Source organism: Acinetobacter sp. YH12252 (genome assembly GCF_013417365.1).
Taxonomy (GTDB): Bacteria; Pseudomonadota; Gammaproteobacteria; order Pseudomonadales; family Moraxellaceae; genus Acinetobacter; species Acinetobacter towneri.
On the sequence record NZ_VPEA01000007.1, the window covers coordinates 130086 to 146948 of the forward strand.

General features: G+C 40.9%; 15 protein-coding genes. 8 read left to right on the forward strand and 7 right to left on the reverse strand.

The window, feature by feature from the left end; genetic code table 11:
- The first annotated feature begins 11 nt into the window (after positions 1-11).
- Positions 12-2810: a M66 family metalloprotease gene (locus tag FTV28_RS08950; protein WP_179990160.1), complete on the forward strand. Its 2799-nt coding sequence runs from the start codon at positions 12-14 to the stop codon at positions 2808-2810.
- A 93-nt stretch (positions 2811-2903) separates the two neighbouring features.
- Here FTV28_RS08950 and rpsT read toward each other — a convergent pair whose 3' ends face one another.
- Positions 2904-3173, reverse strand: coding sequence for a 30S ribosomal protein S20 (rpsT, locus tag FTV28_RS08955; RefSeq protein WP_004976669.1), 270 nt, complete (start codon positions 3171-3173; stop codon positions 2904-2906).
- A gap of 215 nt (positions 3174-3388) precedes the next feature.
- On the opposite strand from rpsT, the gene FTV28_RS08960 reads away from it, so the two are divergent.
- The 7 genes from FTV28_RS08960 (at position 3389) to FTV28_RS08990 (ending at position 11801) form a co-directional block, all read left to right on the forward strand.
- Positions 3389-4054, forward strand: a complete 666-nt coding sequence (locus FTV28_RS08960; protein ID WP_004976668.1) for an NAD(P)H-binding protein — start codon at positions 3389-3391, stop codon at positions 4052-4054.
- Between the two features lie 12 nt (positions 4055-4066).
- Positions 4067-4579 carry a ribonuclease E activity regulator RraA gene (rraA, locus tag FTV28_RS08965; protein ID WP_004976667.1) on the forward strand — a complete coding sequence of 171 codons (513 nt, stop codon included), beginning with the start codon at positions 4067-4069 and terminating at the stop codon, positions 4577-4579.
- Positions 4580-4632: 53 nt separating this feature from the next.
- The gene (locus FTV28_RS08970) at positions 4633-5412 is read left to right on the forward strand and encodes a glutathione S-transferase N-terminal domain-containing protein (RefSeq protein ID WP_004976665.1); all 780 of its coding nucleotides are present in this window, start codon (positions 4633-4635) and stop codon (positions 5410-5412) included.
- Between the two features lie 226 nt (positions 5413-5638).
- On the forward strand, positions 5639-5998 hold the full coding sequence (locus FTV28_RS08975) for a hypothetical protein (RefSeq protein ID WP_131261458.1): 360 nt from the start codon (positions 5639-5641) through the stop codon (positions 5996-5998).
- A gap of 150 nt (positions 5999-6148) precedes the next feature.
- A complete protein-coding gene (gene mfd / locus FTV28_RS08980; RefSeq protein WP_179990162.1) occupies positions 6149-9610 on the forward strand; it encodes a transcription-repair coupling factor in 3462 nt (1153 codons plus the stop codon).
- A gap of 208 nt (positions 9611-9818) precedes the next feature.
- Entirely contained in the window at positions 9819-10253 is a 435-nt protein-coding gene (locus FTV28_RS08985) for an HIT domain-containing protein (RefSeq protein WP_004976660.1), read from the forward strand.
- Between the two features lie 60 nt (positions 10254-10313).
- Positions 10314-11801 carry an adenylate/guanylate cyclase domain-containing protein gene (locus tag FTV28_RS08990; RefSeq protein ID WP_026438389.1) on the forward strand — a complete coding sequence of 496 codons (1488 nt, stop codon included), beginning with the start codon at positions 10314-10316 and terminating at the stop codon, positions 11799-11801.
- A gap of 121 nt (positions 11802-11922) precedes the next feature.
- On the opposite strand, the gene fdx is transcribed toward FTV28_RS08990, so the two are convergent.
- The 6 genes from fdx to FTV28_RS09020 form a co-directional block, all read right to left on the reverse strand.
- Positions 11923-12261 (reverse strand): ISC system 2Fe-2S type ferredoxin, encoded by a 339-nt coding sequence (gene fdx / locus FTV28_RS08995; protein WP_004976656.1) that lies wholly within the window; start codon positions 12259-12261, stop codon positions 11923-11925.
- Between the two features lie 15 nt (positions 12262-12276).
- Positions 12277-14136 carry a Fe-S protein assembly chaperone HscA gene (gene hscA, locus FTV28_RS09000; RefSeq protein WP_179990164.1) on the reverse strand — a complete coding sequence of 620 codons (1860 nt, stop codon included), beginning with the start codon at positions 14134-14136 and terminating at the stop codon, positions 12277-12279.
- A gap of 45 nt (positions 14137-14181) precedes the next feature.
- Positions 14182-14697 (reverse strand): Fe-S protein assembly co-chaperone HscB, encoded by a 516-nt coding sequence (hscB, locus tag FTV28_RS09005; protein WP_179990166.1) that lies wholly within the window; start codon positions 14695-14697, stop codon positions 14182-14184.
- A gap of 99 nt (positions 14698-14796) precedes the next feature.
- Positions 14797-15117, reverse strand: a complete 321-nt coding sequence (gene iscA / locus FTV28_RS09010) for an iron-sulfur cluster assembly protein IscA (RefSeq protein WP_004976650.1) — start codon at positions 15115-15117, stop codon at positions 14797-14799.
- A gap of 36 nt (positions 15118-15153) precedes the next feature.
- The gene (iscU, locus tag FTV28_RS09015) at positions 15154-15540 is read right to left on the reverse strand and encodes a Fe-S cluster assembly scaffold IscU (RefSeq protein WP_004976649.1); all 387 of its coding nucleotides are present in this window, start codon (positions 15538-15540) and stop codon (positions 15154-15156) included.
- Between the two features lie 104 nt (positions 15541-15644).
- The gene (locus FTV28_RS09020) at positions 15645-16862 is read right to left on the reverse strand and encodes an IscS subfamily cysteine desulfurase (RefSeq protein WP_004976647.1); all 1218 of its coding nucleotides are present in this window, start codon (positions 16860-16862) and stop codon (positions 15645-15647) included.
- Position 16863: the final 1 nt, after the last annotated feature.

Sequence of the window (16863 nt, forward strand, 5' to 3'; positions counted from 1 at the left end):
AGGAATAAATAATGAAAAGTGTGACTCGGTTTTCGCTTAGTCTATTAAGCGTATGTATATTATCATCCATGCTTGCTGCATGTGGTGGTGGCGATGGGGATGCCGCTGGGAATTCAAATCAAGAAAATCCAACACCATTGGAAATTCCTCAGCAACCACCTGTGGGTAATGTGGCTAATCCTTACCCTGAACCTACACAAGATGTCATCAATCAATCGGCACTTGGGTTTTATGATTACAACGCCAATTCTGAATCACGTGAAGTGCGTAATGATTTAGAAGGTGATTTTCAGGCAATGATTCAATTTGCTCAAGGGCATGTGGTTGATCCGAATGGTAACGAGGCGAAAAAAATGCCACGTTTGACCGCAGAAAAAGAAGCATTATTATTGGTTACACCAAATCAGGGCATGGACAATATCGACACTTTGCAGCTTGAAGTGTATCAAAATGAACGCTTGTTACGTCGTGTTGCTTTACTTGATCCAACCCAGCTTCCTGCTTCAGACCAGAGCAATCAAGATGGTCGTGCTGAGGTGTTGTATAGTAAGCGTGCGTGGTCGGCTAAATTAAATTGGGATGAAGTACGTCCCGGTTTAAAGCTGCGTTTGGTCGATTCTAAAAACCGTACTGGTGCACTCGAAGCAGAAAAAATTGATTTTGCCGCACCGGGTGAATTGGTACTCAATAATATTCGTATCGGTCTACTAACTGCACCACCCAAATCGGGCGGGCATTATATGTTATTAGAGCCTGAAAAAGCGGGTACCGATTATTTCCAAACCATTCCTGCGGCACAAATGACCGTGGCAAAATATGATGACATTCAGCTAGATCGAGTGATGGTCGCCAACGGCACGATTTACGATACCCAAAGTGCGGGTGAAGGTGGTGTCTATTCGGGGGACATGCGGGAAAATACTGCAAAATCGACCTTTAGTGTGGGAATTAACTTAGCCAACTGGGGTGTGACCAGTGCCTCTATGCAAAGTCAGCAACAGCCACAACTTACACAAACTGTAATTGCCCATCATGCACGAGGTAAATATACAAATGGTGATCAAACGCATGGTTTAAGTGGCGGTAATGGTATGTTGACCCTGTATGATTCTGTGGGCAACGAGTTTAGCCATGAAATTGGGCATCATTATGGTCTTGGGCATTATTCGGGTTCACAAGGTGAAAATATGTTCTGGGCTGCACACCATGCAGACAGCGGTTGGGGCTATATTGCGTATCGTAATAAAATGCGTGGCAACTTGGCGTGGCATACTCGAAACTTGGGTGATGGCAAAAATGGTGTGCCTAACTTCCTGAAACAATATGCTTATGGTTGGGATGCGATGTCAGGTGGTGCAACCAACAGTAGCATTTCGCGTTATACCCATTACACGGGTTACAGTACCCATATTCGGATTCAACCCCACTTTGGGGCGCGACATGTTTGGGATGAAAGCTCACCAAGTGGTTATAAAATCTGGAATAAAGACACACGCCAAATGGAAGTGGTTTATCCAAAAGTACCAAGCTCCAATCAGGTTTGGTACAACAGTGCCGATGGATATTATTTAAAACCGCGCTTATTTGGTGTGCCTGTAATTACTATTATTGGCGGATATGATCCTGAAACTCAGCAAGGTGTGTTGTATCCTGCTGCACGCAGTAACTGGGGTAATGTTTATAATTTACCTGTGGCAAATCGTGCTGCTGAAAATGCCGCATGTTGGTTAGATGTTCAATATGCCAATCGTAATCAGAACGTGGCATTGGCACCTAACCGTATGACCAGCAATGCCAATAAACTGCATGTCAATTTAGCACTTGCTGAGCAGCCAAAACAGGTGAATTTATACTGTAAAAAAGCCAATCATGCCGAGAAGTTATTATCGACACTGAATATTCCGCAATATAGCGATAGTATTCAACCTGCGGTAAAAATTGGTCGTACACATGGCTATGAAGCTTTAAGAAAAGTTGAAATGCCTGATTTTCAGAAGCAGTTGGAAGCGCAAGCCAGTCAAGCTGTGGTGGCTTTAAAACCTGCTGCACAACTATTGTATGATTCTTATGCAGATTATCGTCAAGAGCTAAGTGCAACTGCACAGCAACAATTACAGCGTTATGAACAACAGCAAAATACGATTTATCGTTTAAACCGCTGGATGAATGTTTATCGTGCCGATTTAGAAAAGACTAAGCCTGAAGCGGAAACAGCATTGCACAATTTTGTGGAGCGATTGGGTTTAGGCAATGAAAATATTGTGGCTGAAGCAACACTAATGAAAAACAGAAATAACTGTTTGAAAGTTGAAACTTTGGCGAGTGGTCAGAAAAATGCTTACATTAGTGGAGCAAGTGGCTGTACAGGCGATGCAACTGAGCAGTGGATTTATGATGGTTTGGGGCGTATTCACAGCAAAGCAGAAATGGATCAGTGCTTAACTAACAACGGCAATGTGGTCTCACTTGCAAGCTGCAGTACATCTAAAGACAGTCAGGTCTGGGAAATGCACACAGCTTCGGGAACGATTCGTCAGGGGAATCAGTGTTTTGATTTAGAGCATGGCTACCTAAAAGAAAACCGCGCGCGTTTAATTCGTTATGGTTGCACAGGTGGTGCGAATCAGCAATGGACGCAATTAAAGGCTAATAACAGTTTGCAACTGGCTTATTTAAGTCCACAAAATTTACGACTGATGCTGAATAATTCCTCGTCTGAATTATTCATCTTCATTAATTTAAAACACCTTTTGACCAGTTCAGGAGGTGTTTTTTATTTTATGGTGGCAGGTGTATTTGAAGTGATGTAATTGGCGTGCAGAAACTAAAGATTGCTTAATTTGATAAATTATCGAAACAGCAGGCACAAAAAAAGCCCTTAACGGGCTTCTTTTGTTTAACACTTAGTTAGAAGCTAAAGCTTTAACTTGAGCGTTTAAACGGCTCTTATGACGAGCTGCTTTGTTCTTATGGATGATGCCTTTATCAGCCATACGGTCAATTACTGGAACAGCTTTTTTGTAAGCTTCAGTAGCAACCGCATAATCACCTGCAGCAATAGCAGCGATTGTGCGTTTTAAATAAGTACGAACCATAGAACGTAAGCTTGCGTTGTGTTTACGTGCTTTAACGTTTTGACGAGCACGTTTTCTAGCTTGAGCAGAGTTTGCCACTCGTGCACTCCTTGAAATAGATTGGTCTGGGCGGGCTGCAATTACTTCCGAAAACCAACATCAGAAGAATTATCACCAGCCCGTAAACAAGTGCCATATTTTGATGAAACTAGACAGTTAAGTCAAGTCTTGACATGCTTTGACAACATTTTAGCTGCAGAAAAATCAGAAAGAAACAGGTAGATTAGCTTTAAGCCTCAGAGATTGTTTAAAAAATGACAAATTCTATTCAAAATGCAATTGTAATTGGTGGGAATGGTTTAGTTGGGCAGCAATTGGTCAAACAGCTTAATCAGCTGCCTGAATGTAAAAATATCACCGTTGTTTTGCGTAGACCTTGCTCGGAATTAAATCGCTTAGAAAAAGTCCAGACGTTACTCCTCGAAGACTTTTTATTGCTCAATGATGAAGATGTGAGCGGTTATAGTCATGCATTCAGTTGTTTAGGCACAACCTTAAAAAAGGCAGGCTCAAAGCAGGGATTTTATGCTGTGGACTATACCATCAATGCACATTTTGCCGAATTATTGCAGGCGAAGGGTACGCATTACATATTGGTCAGTGCTTTGGGAGCAGAAGCCAAATCAGCCGTATTTTATAATCGTGTCAAAGGTGAGCTAGAACAATATATTGAAAGTTTGGATTTAGACAAAGTATCAATTTTGCGTCCATCTTTATTATTGGGTGAGCGCAACGAACAACGGCGTTTAGAAGATTTAGGACAAAAGCTGTATCTTAAAATATCACGATTTATTCCCGATCATTTTACATATAAGCCAGTAAGTGCTACGCAAGTGGCTCATACTATGGTCGAGGCAGCGCAATCGCAAATTCATAAATTTCAAATTTATGATAATTTACAAATACAAAAAACCAAGTAAAAGGGGAACAACGTGTCTACAGTACCATTCGTAACTTGTGACTTATTAGATGACCATCCAGAACATGACCTTCAAGTGGTGATTCCATCTTTGGATGGTAAATTTTTCAAAAGTTACGGTGCACGTAAAACTTTTGGTGGTCAAATTGTGACTGTAAAATGCTTTGAAGATAACTCACGTGTAAAAGAGTTATTGGCAACCGATGGCACAGGCAAAGTTTTGGTGGTAGATGGTGGGGCATCTATGCGCTGTGCCTTAATGGGTGACTTGATTGCTGAATCCGCAGTGAAAAATCACTGGAATGGCGTGATCATTTACGGCTGTGTACGTGATGTCGATGCAATTGCAGCACTTGATTTAGGCGTACATGCTTTGGCTTCAATTCCACAAAAAAGTAACCGCAAAGGCGTGGGTGAAGTGGATGTGAGTTTGCATTTCGGACAAGTCACTTTTAATTCGGGCGATTATGTCTATGCTGATAACAACGGTATTATTGTGGCAAAAGAAAAGTTGGTCGATTTATAAGCGGTTTGATGGCGCAGTCATCAAATTGCTGAGCACATCACAAGGAAAACAAAATGGTGCATCATCAAATTAAAGTCATTCAGGCAGTGGCATCTATGCTCACCGAAGGTGGACGTGGAGTGAATGGGACAGCATTTCCTAAGCAACCCGAAAAAGCCTTAAAGTTATATGAGTTTGAAGGTTCACCATTTTGCCGTCGTGTACGCGAAGTCATGACCTTGTTAAATTTGGATTATGAGGTTTATCCATGCCCCAAAGGCGGCACAAAATATCGACCTTTGGTGAAACAACTGGGTGGTAAAACTCAGTTTCCATTTTTAATTGATGAAAATACAGGTGATCAGCTCTATGAATCACAGCAGATCATTCATCATTTATTCAAACATTATGGCAAAAGTGGAAAAACGCCAAAAAAATACGCGCATTTTCCTAAAATTCCTTATGTTGCACTTGCAGGCACGTTATTGAATGGTGCACGTGGTGTGTGGATTAACCAGAAAATTGTAGAGCGCGCTGCACCTGAACAACTGATTGAACTGTGGGGTTTTGAGGGAAGTCCTTATACACGTGTAGTACGTGGTGTATTGACTGAACTGGAGTTGCCATTCAAATTTCATAATGTAGCCAAAGAGCGTTGGCAAGATCAAGGCTTGGCAAAATTACGTTTAAAACCGGGTAAATATGTGCCACTGGCAGGTGGTAAGCGTGAGCAGGTATTAAAAGTCATGGGTGATAATATTCAAGTCCCATTTTTAATCGATCCAAATACCCAGACTCAGCTTTTTGAATCGGCCAAGATTGTGAAGTATTTACAGCAAACTTATGGCAAATAAGCTTTAAGTCATTTTTTGATTGTTATAAAAGCATCTTCAAGATGCTTTTTTGCATTTGGCAGGATGCAAAATATGCATCATTATAAATAGCCTAAGCAAAGTGGGGTTGAAACACTGACTTATAACATCAGGGGAGCATAAATCACCCTGATCAGTTGCATCTATTTTAGTGAAGCATTTAAACTCTGCAGCATTCACTTTGATTTCGCCAATTTATAGGTTCAAAATGTTCAGCAAACTTACAGGGTTGTTTAAAAATAAAGCCAATCTCGAAGAAATTGCCTATTTAGAAGCACAGAATATTCAATGGGATGCGGAACAAGGCTATATGGTCGATGGTATTTTGCTTAACGATGTTTTGGCAGAGCGTTTAAATTATTTATCCAACCGCCGTATGCAGCAGTTTGATGATTTGGCACAGCTGTATTCTACAGCTATGATTATCAATGAAAAAATTGATCTGGAAATTGCGCAACAGCGTTTTAACACAATGCTTGGTAATACCGAAGAAAACTTACTGGAATTTAAAGCGATTGTTAAAAAATTGAATGATTATTATCGACAGTTTTTACGTGATCAAAAGTAAAGAGGCGTGTGTATCAAACTTTAAAGCTCGCTGTTTTATAAAATTTTGCAATTAAATACGCTGTAATGGTGGATGAAAAAAATTACGTAAAACCGTCAATTCATCGTGCTAGTATAAGCCCCATGTTGTTTAGACCCTAAAGCTATATACATGTTCCAACACGAAATTTCCCAACTCAATTTAGCACAACTGAAAGCTGGCGAAAAACGCTGGATTGGTAATCTACAAGGTTCTGCCGCAGCATTATTATTTAAAGAAATTGGTCAGCAGAATCAGCATTTATTTGTGATTGTCGCGCGCAATCAACAACATTTGGCGCAGTTAGAAAGCGAATTAGAATTTTACGGGGTAAAACCGACTATTTTCCCCGATTGGGAAATTTTGCCTTATGACCGCTTGTCACCGCATCAAGATATTGTGTCGGAGCGTTTGGCGATTTTATCCAATATGCCGCAGCAAGGTGTATTGTTGGTTTCGGCAACCACTTTGGCACAACGTGTTGCACCAACCTCATGGGTGTTAGGCGAGCATTTCGATATTCGTGTTGGGCAAAAGTTTGCTTTGGAACAACAAAAGCAGCGTTTGGTACAAGCAGGCTATCATCTGGTCGATACAGTCTATGATCATGGTGAATTCGCTGTGCGTGGCAGTATTATGGATATTTATGCTTCGGGACAGGAAGCACCCATCCGTATTGATTTATTTGATGATGAAGTTGAAACCTTAAAGTTTTTTGATCCAGAAACGCAGCGTACCACCCAAAGTTTGCAGAATTTTACGGTTTTACCCGCCAAAGAATTTCCATTAAAAGAAGGTCGTGCGATTTTCCGTGACCGCTATGCAGAAAGTTTCCCAACGGCAAACCCGAAAAAGAACCCTGTGTATCAGGATGTGTTAGAAGGCATTGCATCGCCTGGTTTAGAGTTTTATTTTCCGTTATTCTTCACTCAAGCACAGCTTGAAGGTCAAAATACATTACTTTCATACTTACCAAAGCATTGCATTGTCATTACAGATAAGGCGGTGGATGACTGTTTAACTCAATTTTGGAAAGATGTGCTGTATCGTTATGAGGACAGACGTCATAACATCGACCAGCCGATTTTGCCGCCTGAGCAATTATTCCTACAACCAAATCAATTATTAGAACAACTGAATCAATTTGGACGTGTGATTGCATCGCCCGAAGCTTTTGAGCAAAAAGCAGGTGTAGTGAACTTAAGCACACTTGTACCACCACGTTTGGCGGTTGATCATAAACAAGAACAACCCTTTCATGCCGTTAAGCAATATATTGATGCGGCCAATCATCCTGTTTTATTGGTGGCAGAAAGTGCAGGTCGTCGTGAAACCTTAAAAGATGCGTTGCGTGCCGCTTTGGGTGAAATTCCACAAGTGGAGAGTTTTGAGGCATTTCAGCAGTCTTTACAAGCCATTGCGATTACCAATGCACCTTTAGATCGCGGCTTGGTCATTCAAGATCAATTGAGTGTAATCTCAGAAAATCAGTTGTATGAACATCGTGTGGTGCAGCGCCGTCGTAAACGTCAGCAGGAAGTTTCTGAAGAGTTTTTAATTCGCAGTTTGACCGAGTTAAGCATTGGTGCACCTGTGGTACATATTGATTATGGCGTAGGGCGTTATGCAGGTTTAATTACTTTAAATATTGATGAGCAAGAGCATGAGTTTTTACAACTTGATTATGCCGATGCTGCAAAAGTGTATGTACCTGTTACCAATTTGCATTTAATCAGCCGTTATAGCGGTGGTGATCCAGACCTTGCGCCTTTGCATAAATTAGGCACAGATGCATGGAATAAAGCCAAACGCAAAGCGTTGGAACAAATTCACGATGTGGCAGCAGAATTACTGCATATTCAGGCACGTCGTCAATCTAAACCGGGTTTTGCTTTTGAGTTGGATCATAGTCTTTATATGCAATTTGCCAGTGGCTTTGCTTATGAAGAAACCCTAGACCAAGCCAATGCAATTGAAGCGACTTTACATGACATGCAACTGGCAAAACCAATGGATCGTTTGGTCTGTGGTGATGTTGGTTTTGGTAAAACCGAAGTCGCCATGCGGGCTGCATTTGTCGCGGTACAGAATAATAAACAAGTCGCGGTATTGGTTCCGACCACATTGTTGGCACAACAGCATTATGAATCTTTTAAAGACCGTTTTGCCGACTGGCCTGTGCGTATTGAAGTCTTATCGCGTTTTGGTTCAAGCAAATCTCATCAAAAAACCATTGAAGATTTAGCTGAAGGCAAAGTCGATATTGTGATTGGGACGCACAAAATTCTGCAAGAAAATATTCAGTTCAAGCAGTTGGGTTTAATGATTGTCGATGAAGAACATCGTTTTGGGGTGCGTGACAAAGAACGTATTAAAGCGCTGCGCGCCGATGTGGATATGCTGACTTTAACCGCAACGCCAATTCCACGTACCTTAAATATGGCATTTAGCGGTATGCGCGATTTATCCATTATTGCCACACCACCTGCACGCCGTTTAGCGGTCAAAACCTTTGTGCAAGAGCATACAGGCGATACGGTGAAAGAAGCCATTTTACGTGAATTGTTACGTGGTGGTCAGGTGTATTTCCTGCATAATGAAGTGGAAACCATTGAGCGTAGTGCTGAAACCATTCGTGAATTGGTACCAGAAGCGCGGGTTGCAGTTGCGCATGGGCAAATGCGCGAGCGTGAATTAGAGCAAGTCATGCAGCAGTTTTATCATAAAGAATATAACGTGTTGGTTTGCTCAACCATTATTGAAACAGGGATTGATGTTCCAAATGCCAATACCATTTTAATTGAACGTGCAGATAAACTCGGATTGGCGCAGTTGCACCAACTACGTGGTCGTGTTGGACGTTCGCATCACCAAGCTTATGCGTATTTGCTGGTACCTTCCATTAAGGGCTTAAAAGGCGATGCTGAAAAACGCTTGGATGCGATTCAGCGTGCCTCAACTTTGGGTGCAGGTTTTATGCTGGCAACCGAAGACTTGGAAATTCGTGGTGCGGGCGAATTACTGGGTGAGCAACAAAGCGGTTCAATGCAAGCTATTGGTTATAGCCTGTATATGGAAATGCTGGAAAAAGCCACCAAAGCCATTCAAAAGGGTAAAACTCCTAACTTCGATGCACCATTGTCTTTAACTGCAGAAATCAACCTGCACATGCCTGCTTTAATTCCAGATGATTATTTGGGCGATGTGCATCAGCGCTTATTGTTCTACAAACGCATTAGTAATACCGATACTCAAGAAAAGCTTGATCATATTCGTATGGAATTGATTGACCGTTTTGGTATTCCGCCACAAGCAGTGAAACAATTGTTTGCTGTGCACCAACTGCGTTTAAAAGCAGAGCAGTTGGGCATCACTAAAATTGATATTGGTACAAATGGCGGTCATATCGAATTTTCACCAGATACACCTGTGCAAGCCATGAGCATCATTCAAATGATGCAAAAACATCCGACCTATTTCCGTATGGATGGTGGACAGCGTTTAAAAGTGATGGTGATGTTGGAGGAAGCTGAAAAGCGGATTCAATTTATTGCCGATCTATTAAACAGCCTGCTAAAAACTTTGCACAGCTGAGTTTAAAAATGCAAATTGATCCAAATATCATATCGGTAAATTTATGAATATTTGCTAAGAAACCTCTGATTCTATAATGAATATTATTCATGATGAATTTGGTTAAAATTGCACTTTATTTACATCGAAACATGATGGGAATCATACTCAGTTCACTAGGGATGTGATAGTATTACCCATCATTACAATTTGCGTCATTTATAAAGATATGTTTAGTTTGCATCCACAACTTGCTCAAGATACTTTTTTTGTAGGCGACTTTCCTCTGTCAACATGTCGTTTAATGAATGATATGCAATTCCCTTGGTTAATTCTAATTCCACGTGTGCCAGGGGTTACAGAACTATACGAATTAAGCCAGGCAGACCAAGAACAATTTTTACGTGAATCTAGCTGGTTATCTAGCCAATTATCACGTGTATTCCGTGCCGATAAAATGAATGTGGCGGCTTTAGGTAATATGGTTCCACAATTGCATTTTCATCACGTCGTGCGTTATCAAAATGATGTGGCTTGGCCTAAACCAGTTTGGGGTACGCCAGCTGTACCATACAGCAATGAAGTTTTGGCTCACATGCGTCAAACCTTGATGCTTGCTCTGCGTGGTCAAGGCGATATGCCATTTGACTGGCGAATGGATTAATTGAAATGAATTGCCACGCAGGATGCGTGGCTTTTTAATCCTAGATTGGAGTAGGCCGCGGTGTTCATGTACAATTGGATGGAAAGAGATCCCAAACAATTCGAATTTCTGCATCGTTTAGTCGGGTATGCAAGTTTATCCCTGATTATGGTGGTCTATCACTACACCTACGCCGATACCAATTATCAAATTTACCTTCCGTTTTTTCTTACTTTTTTATTACTGATAATTCCTAAATTTTCGCGTTGGCTGCAATATAAATATAGTCATCAAGCCAAGCGTAATATCCTGTTTATTATTGATATTGTGGTAGTCGCAGTATGTTTGTCTGCGGTACATCTGAATTTGGTACTTACTTTTGCCGCTTTATTTGCGCTGCTATATACCGCCATTTATATTAAAGTTTCTTTCTTTTTGGTGGCATTGGCATCCTTATTGGCGGTCACAGTTTTTTATTTTTGTAATATTTTTATTTTTGGTTTTAACGAATATTTTGAACAAAGCAGTACCGAACTTACGATTTTAGCCTTTTTATGTATGATCTTTTACTTTGGCATGGGCAGTGCCTATCAGGCACGTCGTATCCGCTATACCACGGCAAAGAAAGACCATTACTACACACAAATGAACCGCTATATGGAATTTGCGAATCAGCTTAGTCGCTATGCACCTTTGCAGTTGTGGCAATCGATTATGAAAGGTGAGTCGGAAGCGAAAATTGAATATAAACGTAAAAAAATGACGATTTTCTTTTCTGATATTCAAGGCTTTACTGAACTTTCTGAAACACTAATTCCAGATGATTTAGCATTCCTGCTCAATGATTATTTAAGCCACATGACCGAAATTGCCAAGCAATATGAAGCGACGGTGGATAAGTTTATGGGTGATGCGATTTTAATTTTCTTTGGTGATCCAAATACGCAAGGTGTTGAACAAGATGCTAAAACTTGTGTAGAGATGGCTATTGCGATGCGTCAGCAAATGAAATTGTTACGCGAACGTTGGGTCAAAATGGGCTATCCGCCTTTACATATTCGTATGGGTATCAGTACAGGATATTGCCACGTTGGGAACTACGGTGCAGCACATCGGATGGCATATACCATTGTTGGGCGTGATGCTAACTTAGCTGCGCGTTTGCAAAGTGCGGCCGAAGTTGATGAAATTTTACTTTCAGATGACACTTATAAACTGATTAAAAATGATTATTTGTGTGCTCCGAAAGCACCGATCTTTTTAAAGGGGATTCAAGGTCCTGTAAAAACTTGGCAAGTGATGGAAAAATATGCGGCCAGCAAGTCGGATTATCAGCGTTGGTTTGACTACGAATATAAAGGTTTTCATTTGTTGCTTAATTTGGATGAAGTGCAGAATTTTGAATATCCTGAGCTAATTACCGTATTAGAAAAAATGATTAAAAGAATTCAAACGCAGCAAAAGCTGACCAACTCACAGGGCATTGTAAAACTTAATCTTGAAGATGAAGTGATTGAACATCCACCTGTTGAAGAAATTGCCAAAACTCATATTCCTGAAAAACACTAAAATTTTTCTTATAATGTAGATCTCGTTTAACTTTTAAATCCTCAAAAATTTTAAATCTAAAGTTGTGCAATAAAAAAACTGCGCCGTAGCGCAGTTTTTTAGAATTAGCATCATTTTATGATTAATGATTTTCTGAAGCATGGTTAATGGTGTATTTTGGAATTTCGACTTCCAAGTCTTCATTGACCACTTTAACCTGACAAGATAAGCGTGAATCAGGCTCTAAACCCCAAGCACGGTCTAATAAGTCAGCTTCAACATCATCCATTTCTTCTAGGCTGTCAAAGCCTTTACGAACAACAACGTGGCAAGTGGTACATGCACAAGACATATCGCAAGCATGTTCAATTTTAATGCCATTTTCAAGTAAGCTTTCGCATAAGTTGGCATTTTGTTCGACTTCAAACTCAGCACCTTCTGGGCAGAATTGCGCATGTGGAAGTACTTTAATACGTGGCATAATCTTTACCTTAAATTAGTTTGAGTTTGACCAGTCGTCGAGTTTAGTGCCTTTAAGTGCTGCATCAATATGTTGATTCATACGAATTGCAGCAAAAGCATCACTGTGTATTTTAAGCTGTTCAACAGCATGTTCAATGGCGTTAATGTCTTGTCCAGTCAATTCGGCTTCCAACTGCGCTTTGGCAGTATTTAAAGCTTCTAATTGTTCTGGGCTTAATAGTTGTGCATCTACTTTTAAGGCTTGTTGTAAAGCTTCAAGTTCACGTTGTGCTTCAACTTTGGTTTCATGCAAATGACGCAATTGCTTGTCTTCTTCTGCATATTTGAAACCATCTAGCAGCAAACGCTCGGTATCTGCTTCAGATAAACCATAAGATGGCTTGATGTCGATATTTGCAGTCACACCAGAAGTGGTTTCTTTAGCAGAAACACTGAGCAAGCCATCAGCATCGACTTGGAACGTAACTTCAATGCGTGCCTGACCCGCAGTCATTGGTGGAATACCGTGTAGCACAAAACGACCTAAGCTACGACAATGTTCTACCAAATCACGCTCACCTTGTACCACATGAATCAACATAGCAGTTTGGCCATCTTGATAAGTGGTAAATTCTTGGCGACGTGCTACAGGAATTGCAGTATTGCGTGAAATTAAGCGTTCCACCAAACCGCCCATGGTTTCTAAACCCAAAGACAGTGGGGTAACGTCTAATAGCAACGAACCATCTTTGCTGTTACCAATTAGTTGATTGGCGGTAATTGATGCACCAATTGCAACCACTTCATCTGGGTTAATTGTGCATAATGGTTCTTGATTAAATACTTCACGAACAGCTTTTTGCACGGCATAAGAACGTGTTGAACCACCAACTAAAACTACATTTTGAATGTCATCTAGGTCAAGTTTGGCATCGCGTAATACACGTTTGCATACACTAATGGTTTTATCTAAAGCAACCTGAATAATACTTTCAAAGTTTGCGCGGTCTAATTGCAGCGTGTGCTCTAACAGTTTTAATTCAACACTTTCTGCATTGCTGAGCGCTTCTTTGGCTTTACGTGCAGACACAATAAAGTGTGCATATTCTGCATCATCTAAACTTTCAATATTCAGCTGTTTTTTTGCCCATTTTACAATCAGACGATCTAAGTCATCACCACCTAAAGCAGTGTGGCCGCCTGTGGCTAAAACTTCAAAAACACCTTGAGAGAAACGTAAAATAGAAACGTCAAACGTACCACCGCCCAAGTCGTAAATCACATAGTTACGGTCTTGAGCCAAGTTGGTGTCTTGATCTAAACCGTAGGCAACCGCTGCTGCAGTCGGTTCATTCAATAAACGCAATACTTTTAAACCTGCAAGCTCGGCAGCGTCACGTGTGGCTTGGCGTTGAGCTTCATCAAAATAAGCAGGAACAGTAATCACTGCACCATTTACAGGGTTTTGTAAGCTGGCTTCTGCGCGGTCTTTGAGTTGTTTAAGTAATTCTGCCGAAATTTCAACAGGTGTTTTACGGCCTTGAGCTGTTTCAAAAGCAGGCATTTGATTGTCTTCACCCACTAACGTGTATGGATGTTGAAATTTAATGTCCGCTTTAGAACGACCCATAAAACGCTTGACTGAAACAATCGTGTTTTTAGGGTCTGTAGTAATAAATGGCGCAGCAGCATTGCCATAATGTGTATTTTGCTCTGCATAATGGACGATAGAAGGCAGTAGCACGCGACCTTGCTCATCATGCAAGACTTTGGCTTTACCAGAAAGAACTGTGGCAACCAATGAATGAGTGGTGCCTAAGTCAATGCCAATCGCAATGCGATGTTCATGCGGTGCACTTGATTGACCTGGTTCTGCAATTTGCAAGAGCGCCATTATGTAAAATCCTTTGCCCGTTAAATATTAAAATACTAACTAAAATTAAAAATCATCGTCTAAATCAAAACTGTCATCATCAAGGAAACGATCTTCAGCTTTGTCTAGGTCAGCCATAACTTTCATGAAAAAGCGTAATTTACGCACAGTGTCACGCGCTTCTGCCCAATCTTCTTCGGCATAGTCAATTTTAAATTCACGGACTAAGCCATCAACCCACTGTTGTACTTCAAACTTTAATGACTGTAAGTCATCAGCACAGTTGGCATCATCCAATTGCTCACGAATTTCCAAGGCATCTTGTAAAAATTCAAAGTCATGGATGGATTGATCGAGATGATAATCTTGCTTTTTCAATGAGAGTAAATATGCAGCACGACTGTCTACCGCAGAGAGTTGTTTAAACGCCTGATTAATTTTACTAGATTTAATCAAGGCTTGATCTTTGTCTTCGGTTTTGTCGGGGTGATATTGCTGCTGTAGCTTTAAAAATTCAGCTTTTAAAGTAGCGAAATCAATATCGAGTGCAACAGGAAGATTAAACAACTCAAAATGATTCATGGGAGATGGAATCCGCAATTAGTGTGCAAAATTGGCTGCATAAATGCAATTAAAACAGTGTATTGTACACTGTTTTAAGCTAAAAAGAGGGAGGTGGCGTTATACCGTGAACGATTCACCGCAGCCACATTCACCTTTTTTATTGGGGTTGTTAAACTCGAAACCTTCGTTTAAACCATTTTTGACATAGTCCATTTCCATGCCATCTAGGTAAACTAGGCTTTTCGGATCAACGAAAACTTTAACACCAAACTGTTCAAACATTTGGTCGTGCGTATCGACTTCATCTACAAATTCGAGTACATAAGCCAAACCAGAACAGCCTGAAGTTTTCACACCAACGCGAATACCTTGACCCTTACCGCGATTCTTTAAGTAATTGCTGATATGAGTTGCAGCATTTTCAGTTAAATTGATCATGAAAACTCCGTTTGTTTTTCCACAAAACTTAGCAAATTAAGCTTTGGTCTTTTTGCTGCGATAGTCTTCTACAGCAGCTTTAATTGCGTCTTCTGCCAATACAGAGCAGTGTACTTTCACTGGTGGAAGGGCAAGTTCGGTAGCAATATCAATGTTCTTGATCGCTTGTGCTTCATCTAAAGTTTTACCTTTAAGCCACTCAGTAACCAAAGAACTTGAAGCAATGGCAGAACCACAACCATAAGTTTTGAAACGTGCTTCTTCAATCACGCCTTCGTCATTCACTTGAATTTGCAGACGCATTACATCGCCACATGCAGGTGCGCCCACCATACCTGTACCAACGTTTTCAGCATTTTTGTCTAAAACGCCAACATTACGAGGGTTTTCGTAATGATCAATTACTTTATCGCTATAAGCCATGTCGCTTCTCCAAACCTCGGGGTCAGCCTTAATATAAATATGGGGGTGAAATTACCTTTATCAATCTAATGGCTTCCTGTCAAAGCCATTAGATTTGGGATGAATTAGTGTTCAGTCCATTCTACTTTAGAAAGGTCAATCCCTTCTTTATACATATCCCAAAGCGGTGAAAGTTCACGTAACTTTTCAACAGCAGCTTTAGTCACAGTTAGGACATGATCAATATCTTCTTCAGTGGTGTATTTACCAAAACTGAAACGAATTGAGCTGTGTGCAAGTTCGTCTGAAAGACCTAGTGCACGTAATACATAAGATGGCTCTAAAGTCGCTGAAGTACACGCAGAACCTGAAGATACCGCAGCATCTTTAAGAGACATCATTAGAGATTCACCTTCAACAAAGTTGAAGCTGACGTTTAAATAGTTGGCTACGTTTAGTGTTGGGTGACCATTCAGGAAAACTTGTTCCATGGTGTTCAAGCCATTCCAAAGTTTGTCGCGCAATACACGTAAACGGGCTTGTTCAGAAGCCAAGTTTTTGCCTGCAAGTTCAAATGCTTCGCCCATACCTACAATTTGGTGGGTTGCAAGTGTGCCTGAACGCATGCCACGCTCATGACCGCCACCATGCATTTGTGCTTTTAAGCGTACGCGTGGACTGCGGCGTACAAATAGCGCACCAATACCTTTAGGGCCATAGATTTTGTGTGCAGAGAAGCTCATTAAGTCTACTTTCAAGGTAGATAAATCAATTTCTACCTTACCTGCAGCTTGCGCAGCATCAACGTGGAAGAAGATTTTTTTGGCACGGGTGATTTCGCCAATTGCAGCGACATCGGTAATCGTACCAATTTCGTTATTGACCATCATCAACGACACTAAAATTGTGTCTGGACGAATTGCCGCTTCAACCATTTCAGGTGTAATTAAACCTGTTTGTGGTTGTGGCTCTAAGTACGTGATTTCAAAACCTTCAGATTCAAGCTCACGGCAGGTATCTAAAATGGCTTTGTGTTCAATTTTAGAGGTAATAATGTGTTTGCCTTTAGACGAATAGAATTGTGCTACGCCTTTTAGTGCAAGGTTATCTGATTCTGTTGCACCAGAAGTCCACACGATTTCACGTGGGTCTGCTTTGATCAAGTTCGCAACTTGTTCACGTGCATATTCAACTTTTTCTTCTGCTTGCCAGCCATAAGCGTGCGAACGAGAAGCGGCATTACCGAAAGTCCCATCAAAAGTCAGGCACTCCATCATGCGTTCTGCAACTTGAGGATCTACAGGAGTGGTTGCTGCGTAGTCAAGATAAATTGGACGTTTCATG

Bases quoted from the DNA above. Each gene is read 5' to 3' on its own strand.
- hscA (WP_179990164.1), bottom strand. From the start codon at position 14,136: ATGGCGCTCTTGCAAATTGCAGAACCAGGTCAATCAAGTGCACCGCAT.
- FTV28_RS08950 (WP_179990160.1), top strand. From the start codon at position 12: ATGAAAAGTGTGACTCGGTTTTCGCTTAGTCTATTAAGCGTATGTATA.
- FTV28_RS08985 (WP_004976660.1), top strand. From the start codon at position 9,819: ATGTTTAGTTTGCATCCACAACTTGCTCAAGATACTTTTTTTGTAGGC.
- FTV28_RS09020 (WP_004976647.1), bottom strand. From the start codon at position 16,862: ATGAAACGTCCAATTTATCTTGACTACGCAGCAACCACTCCTGTAGAT.
- iscU (WP_004976649.1), bottom strand. From the start codon at position 15,540: ATGGCTTATAGCGATAAAGTAATTGATCATTACGAAAACCCTCGTAAT.
- FTV28_RS08975 (WP_131261458.1), top strand. From the start codon at position 5,639: ATGTTCAGCAAACTTACAGGGTTGTTTAAAAATAAAGCCAATCTCGAA.
- hscB (WP_179990166.1), bottom strand. From the start codon at position 14,697: ATGAATCATTTTGAGTTGTTTAATCTTCCTGTTGCACTCGATATTGAT.
- FTV28_RS08960 (WP_004976668.1), top strand. From the start codon at position 3,389: ATGACAAATTCTATTCAAAATGCAATTGTAATTGGTGGGAATGGTTTA.
- mfd (WP_179990162.1), top strand. From the start codon at position 6,149: ATGTTCCAACACGAAATTTCCCAACTCAATTTAGCACAACTGAAAGCT.
- fdx (WP_004976656.1), bottom strand. From the start codon at position 12,261: ATGCCACGTATTAAAGTACTTCCACATGCGCAATTCTGCCCAGAAGGT.
- FTV28_RS08970 (WP_004976665.1), top strand. From the start codon at position 4,633: ATGGTGCATCATCAAATTAAAGTCATTCAGGCAGTGGCATCTATGCTC.
- iscA (WP_004976650.1), bottom strand. From the start codon at position 15,117: ATGATCAATTTAACTGAAAATGCTGCAACTCATATCAGCAATTACTTA.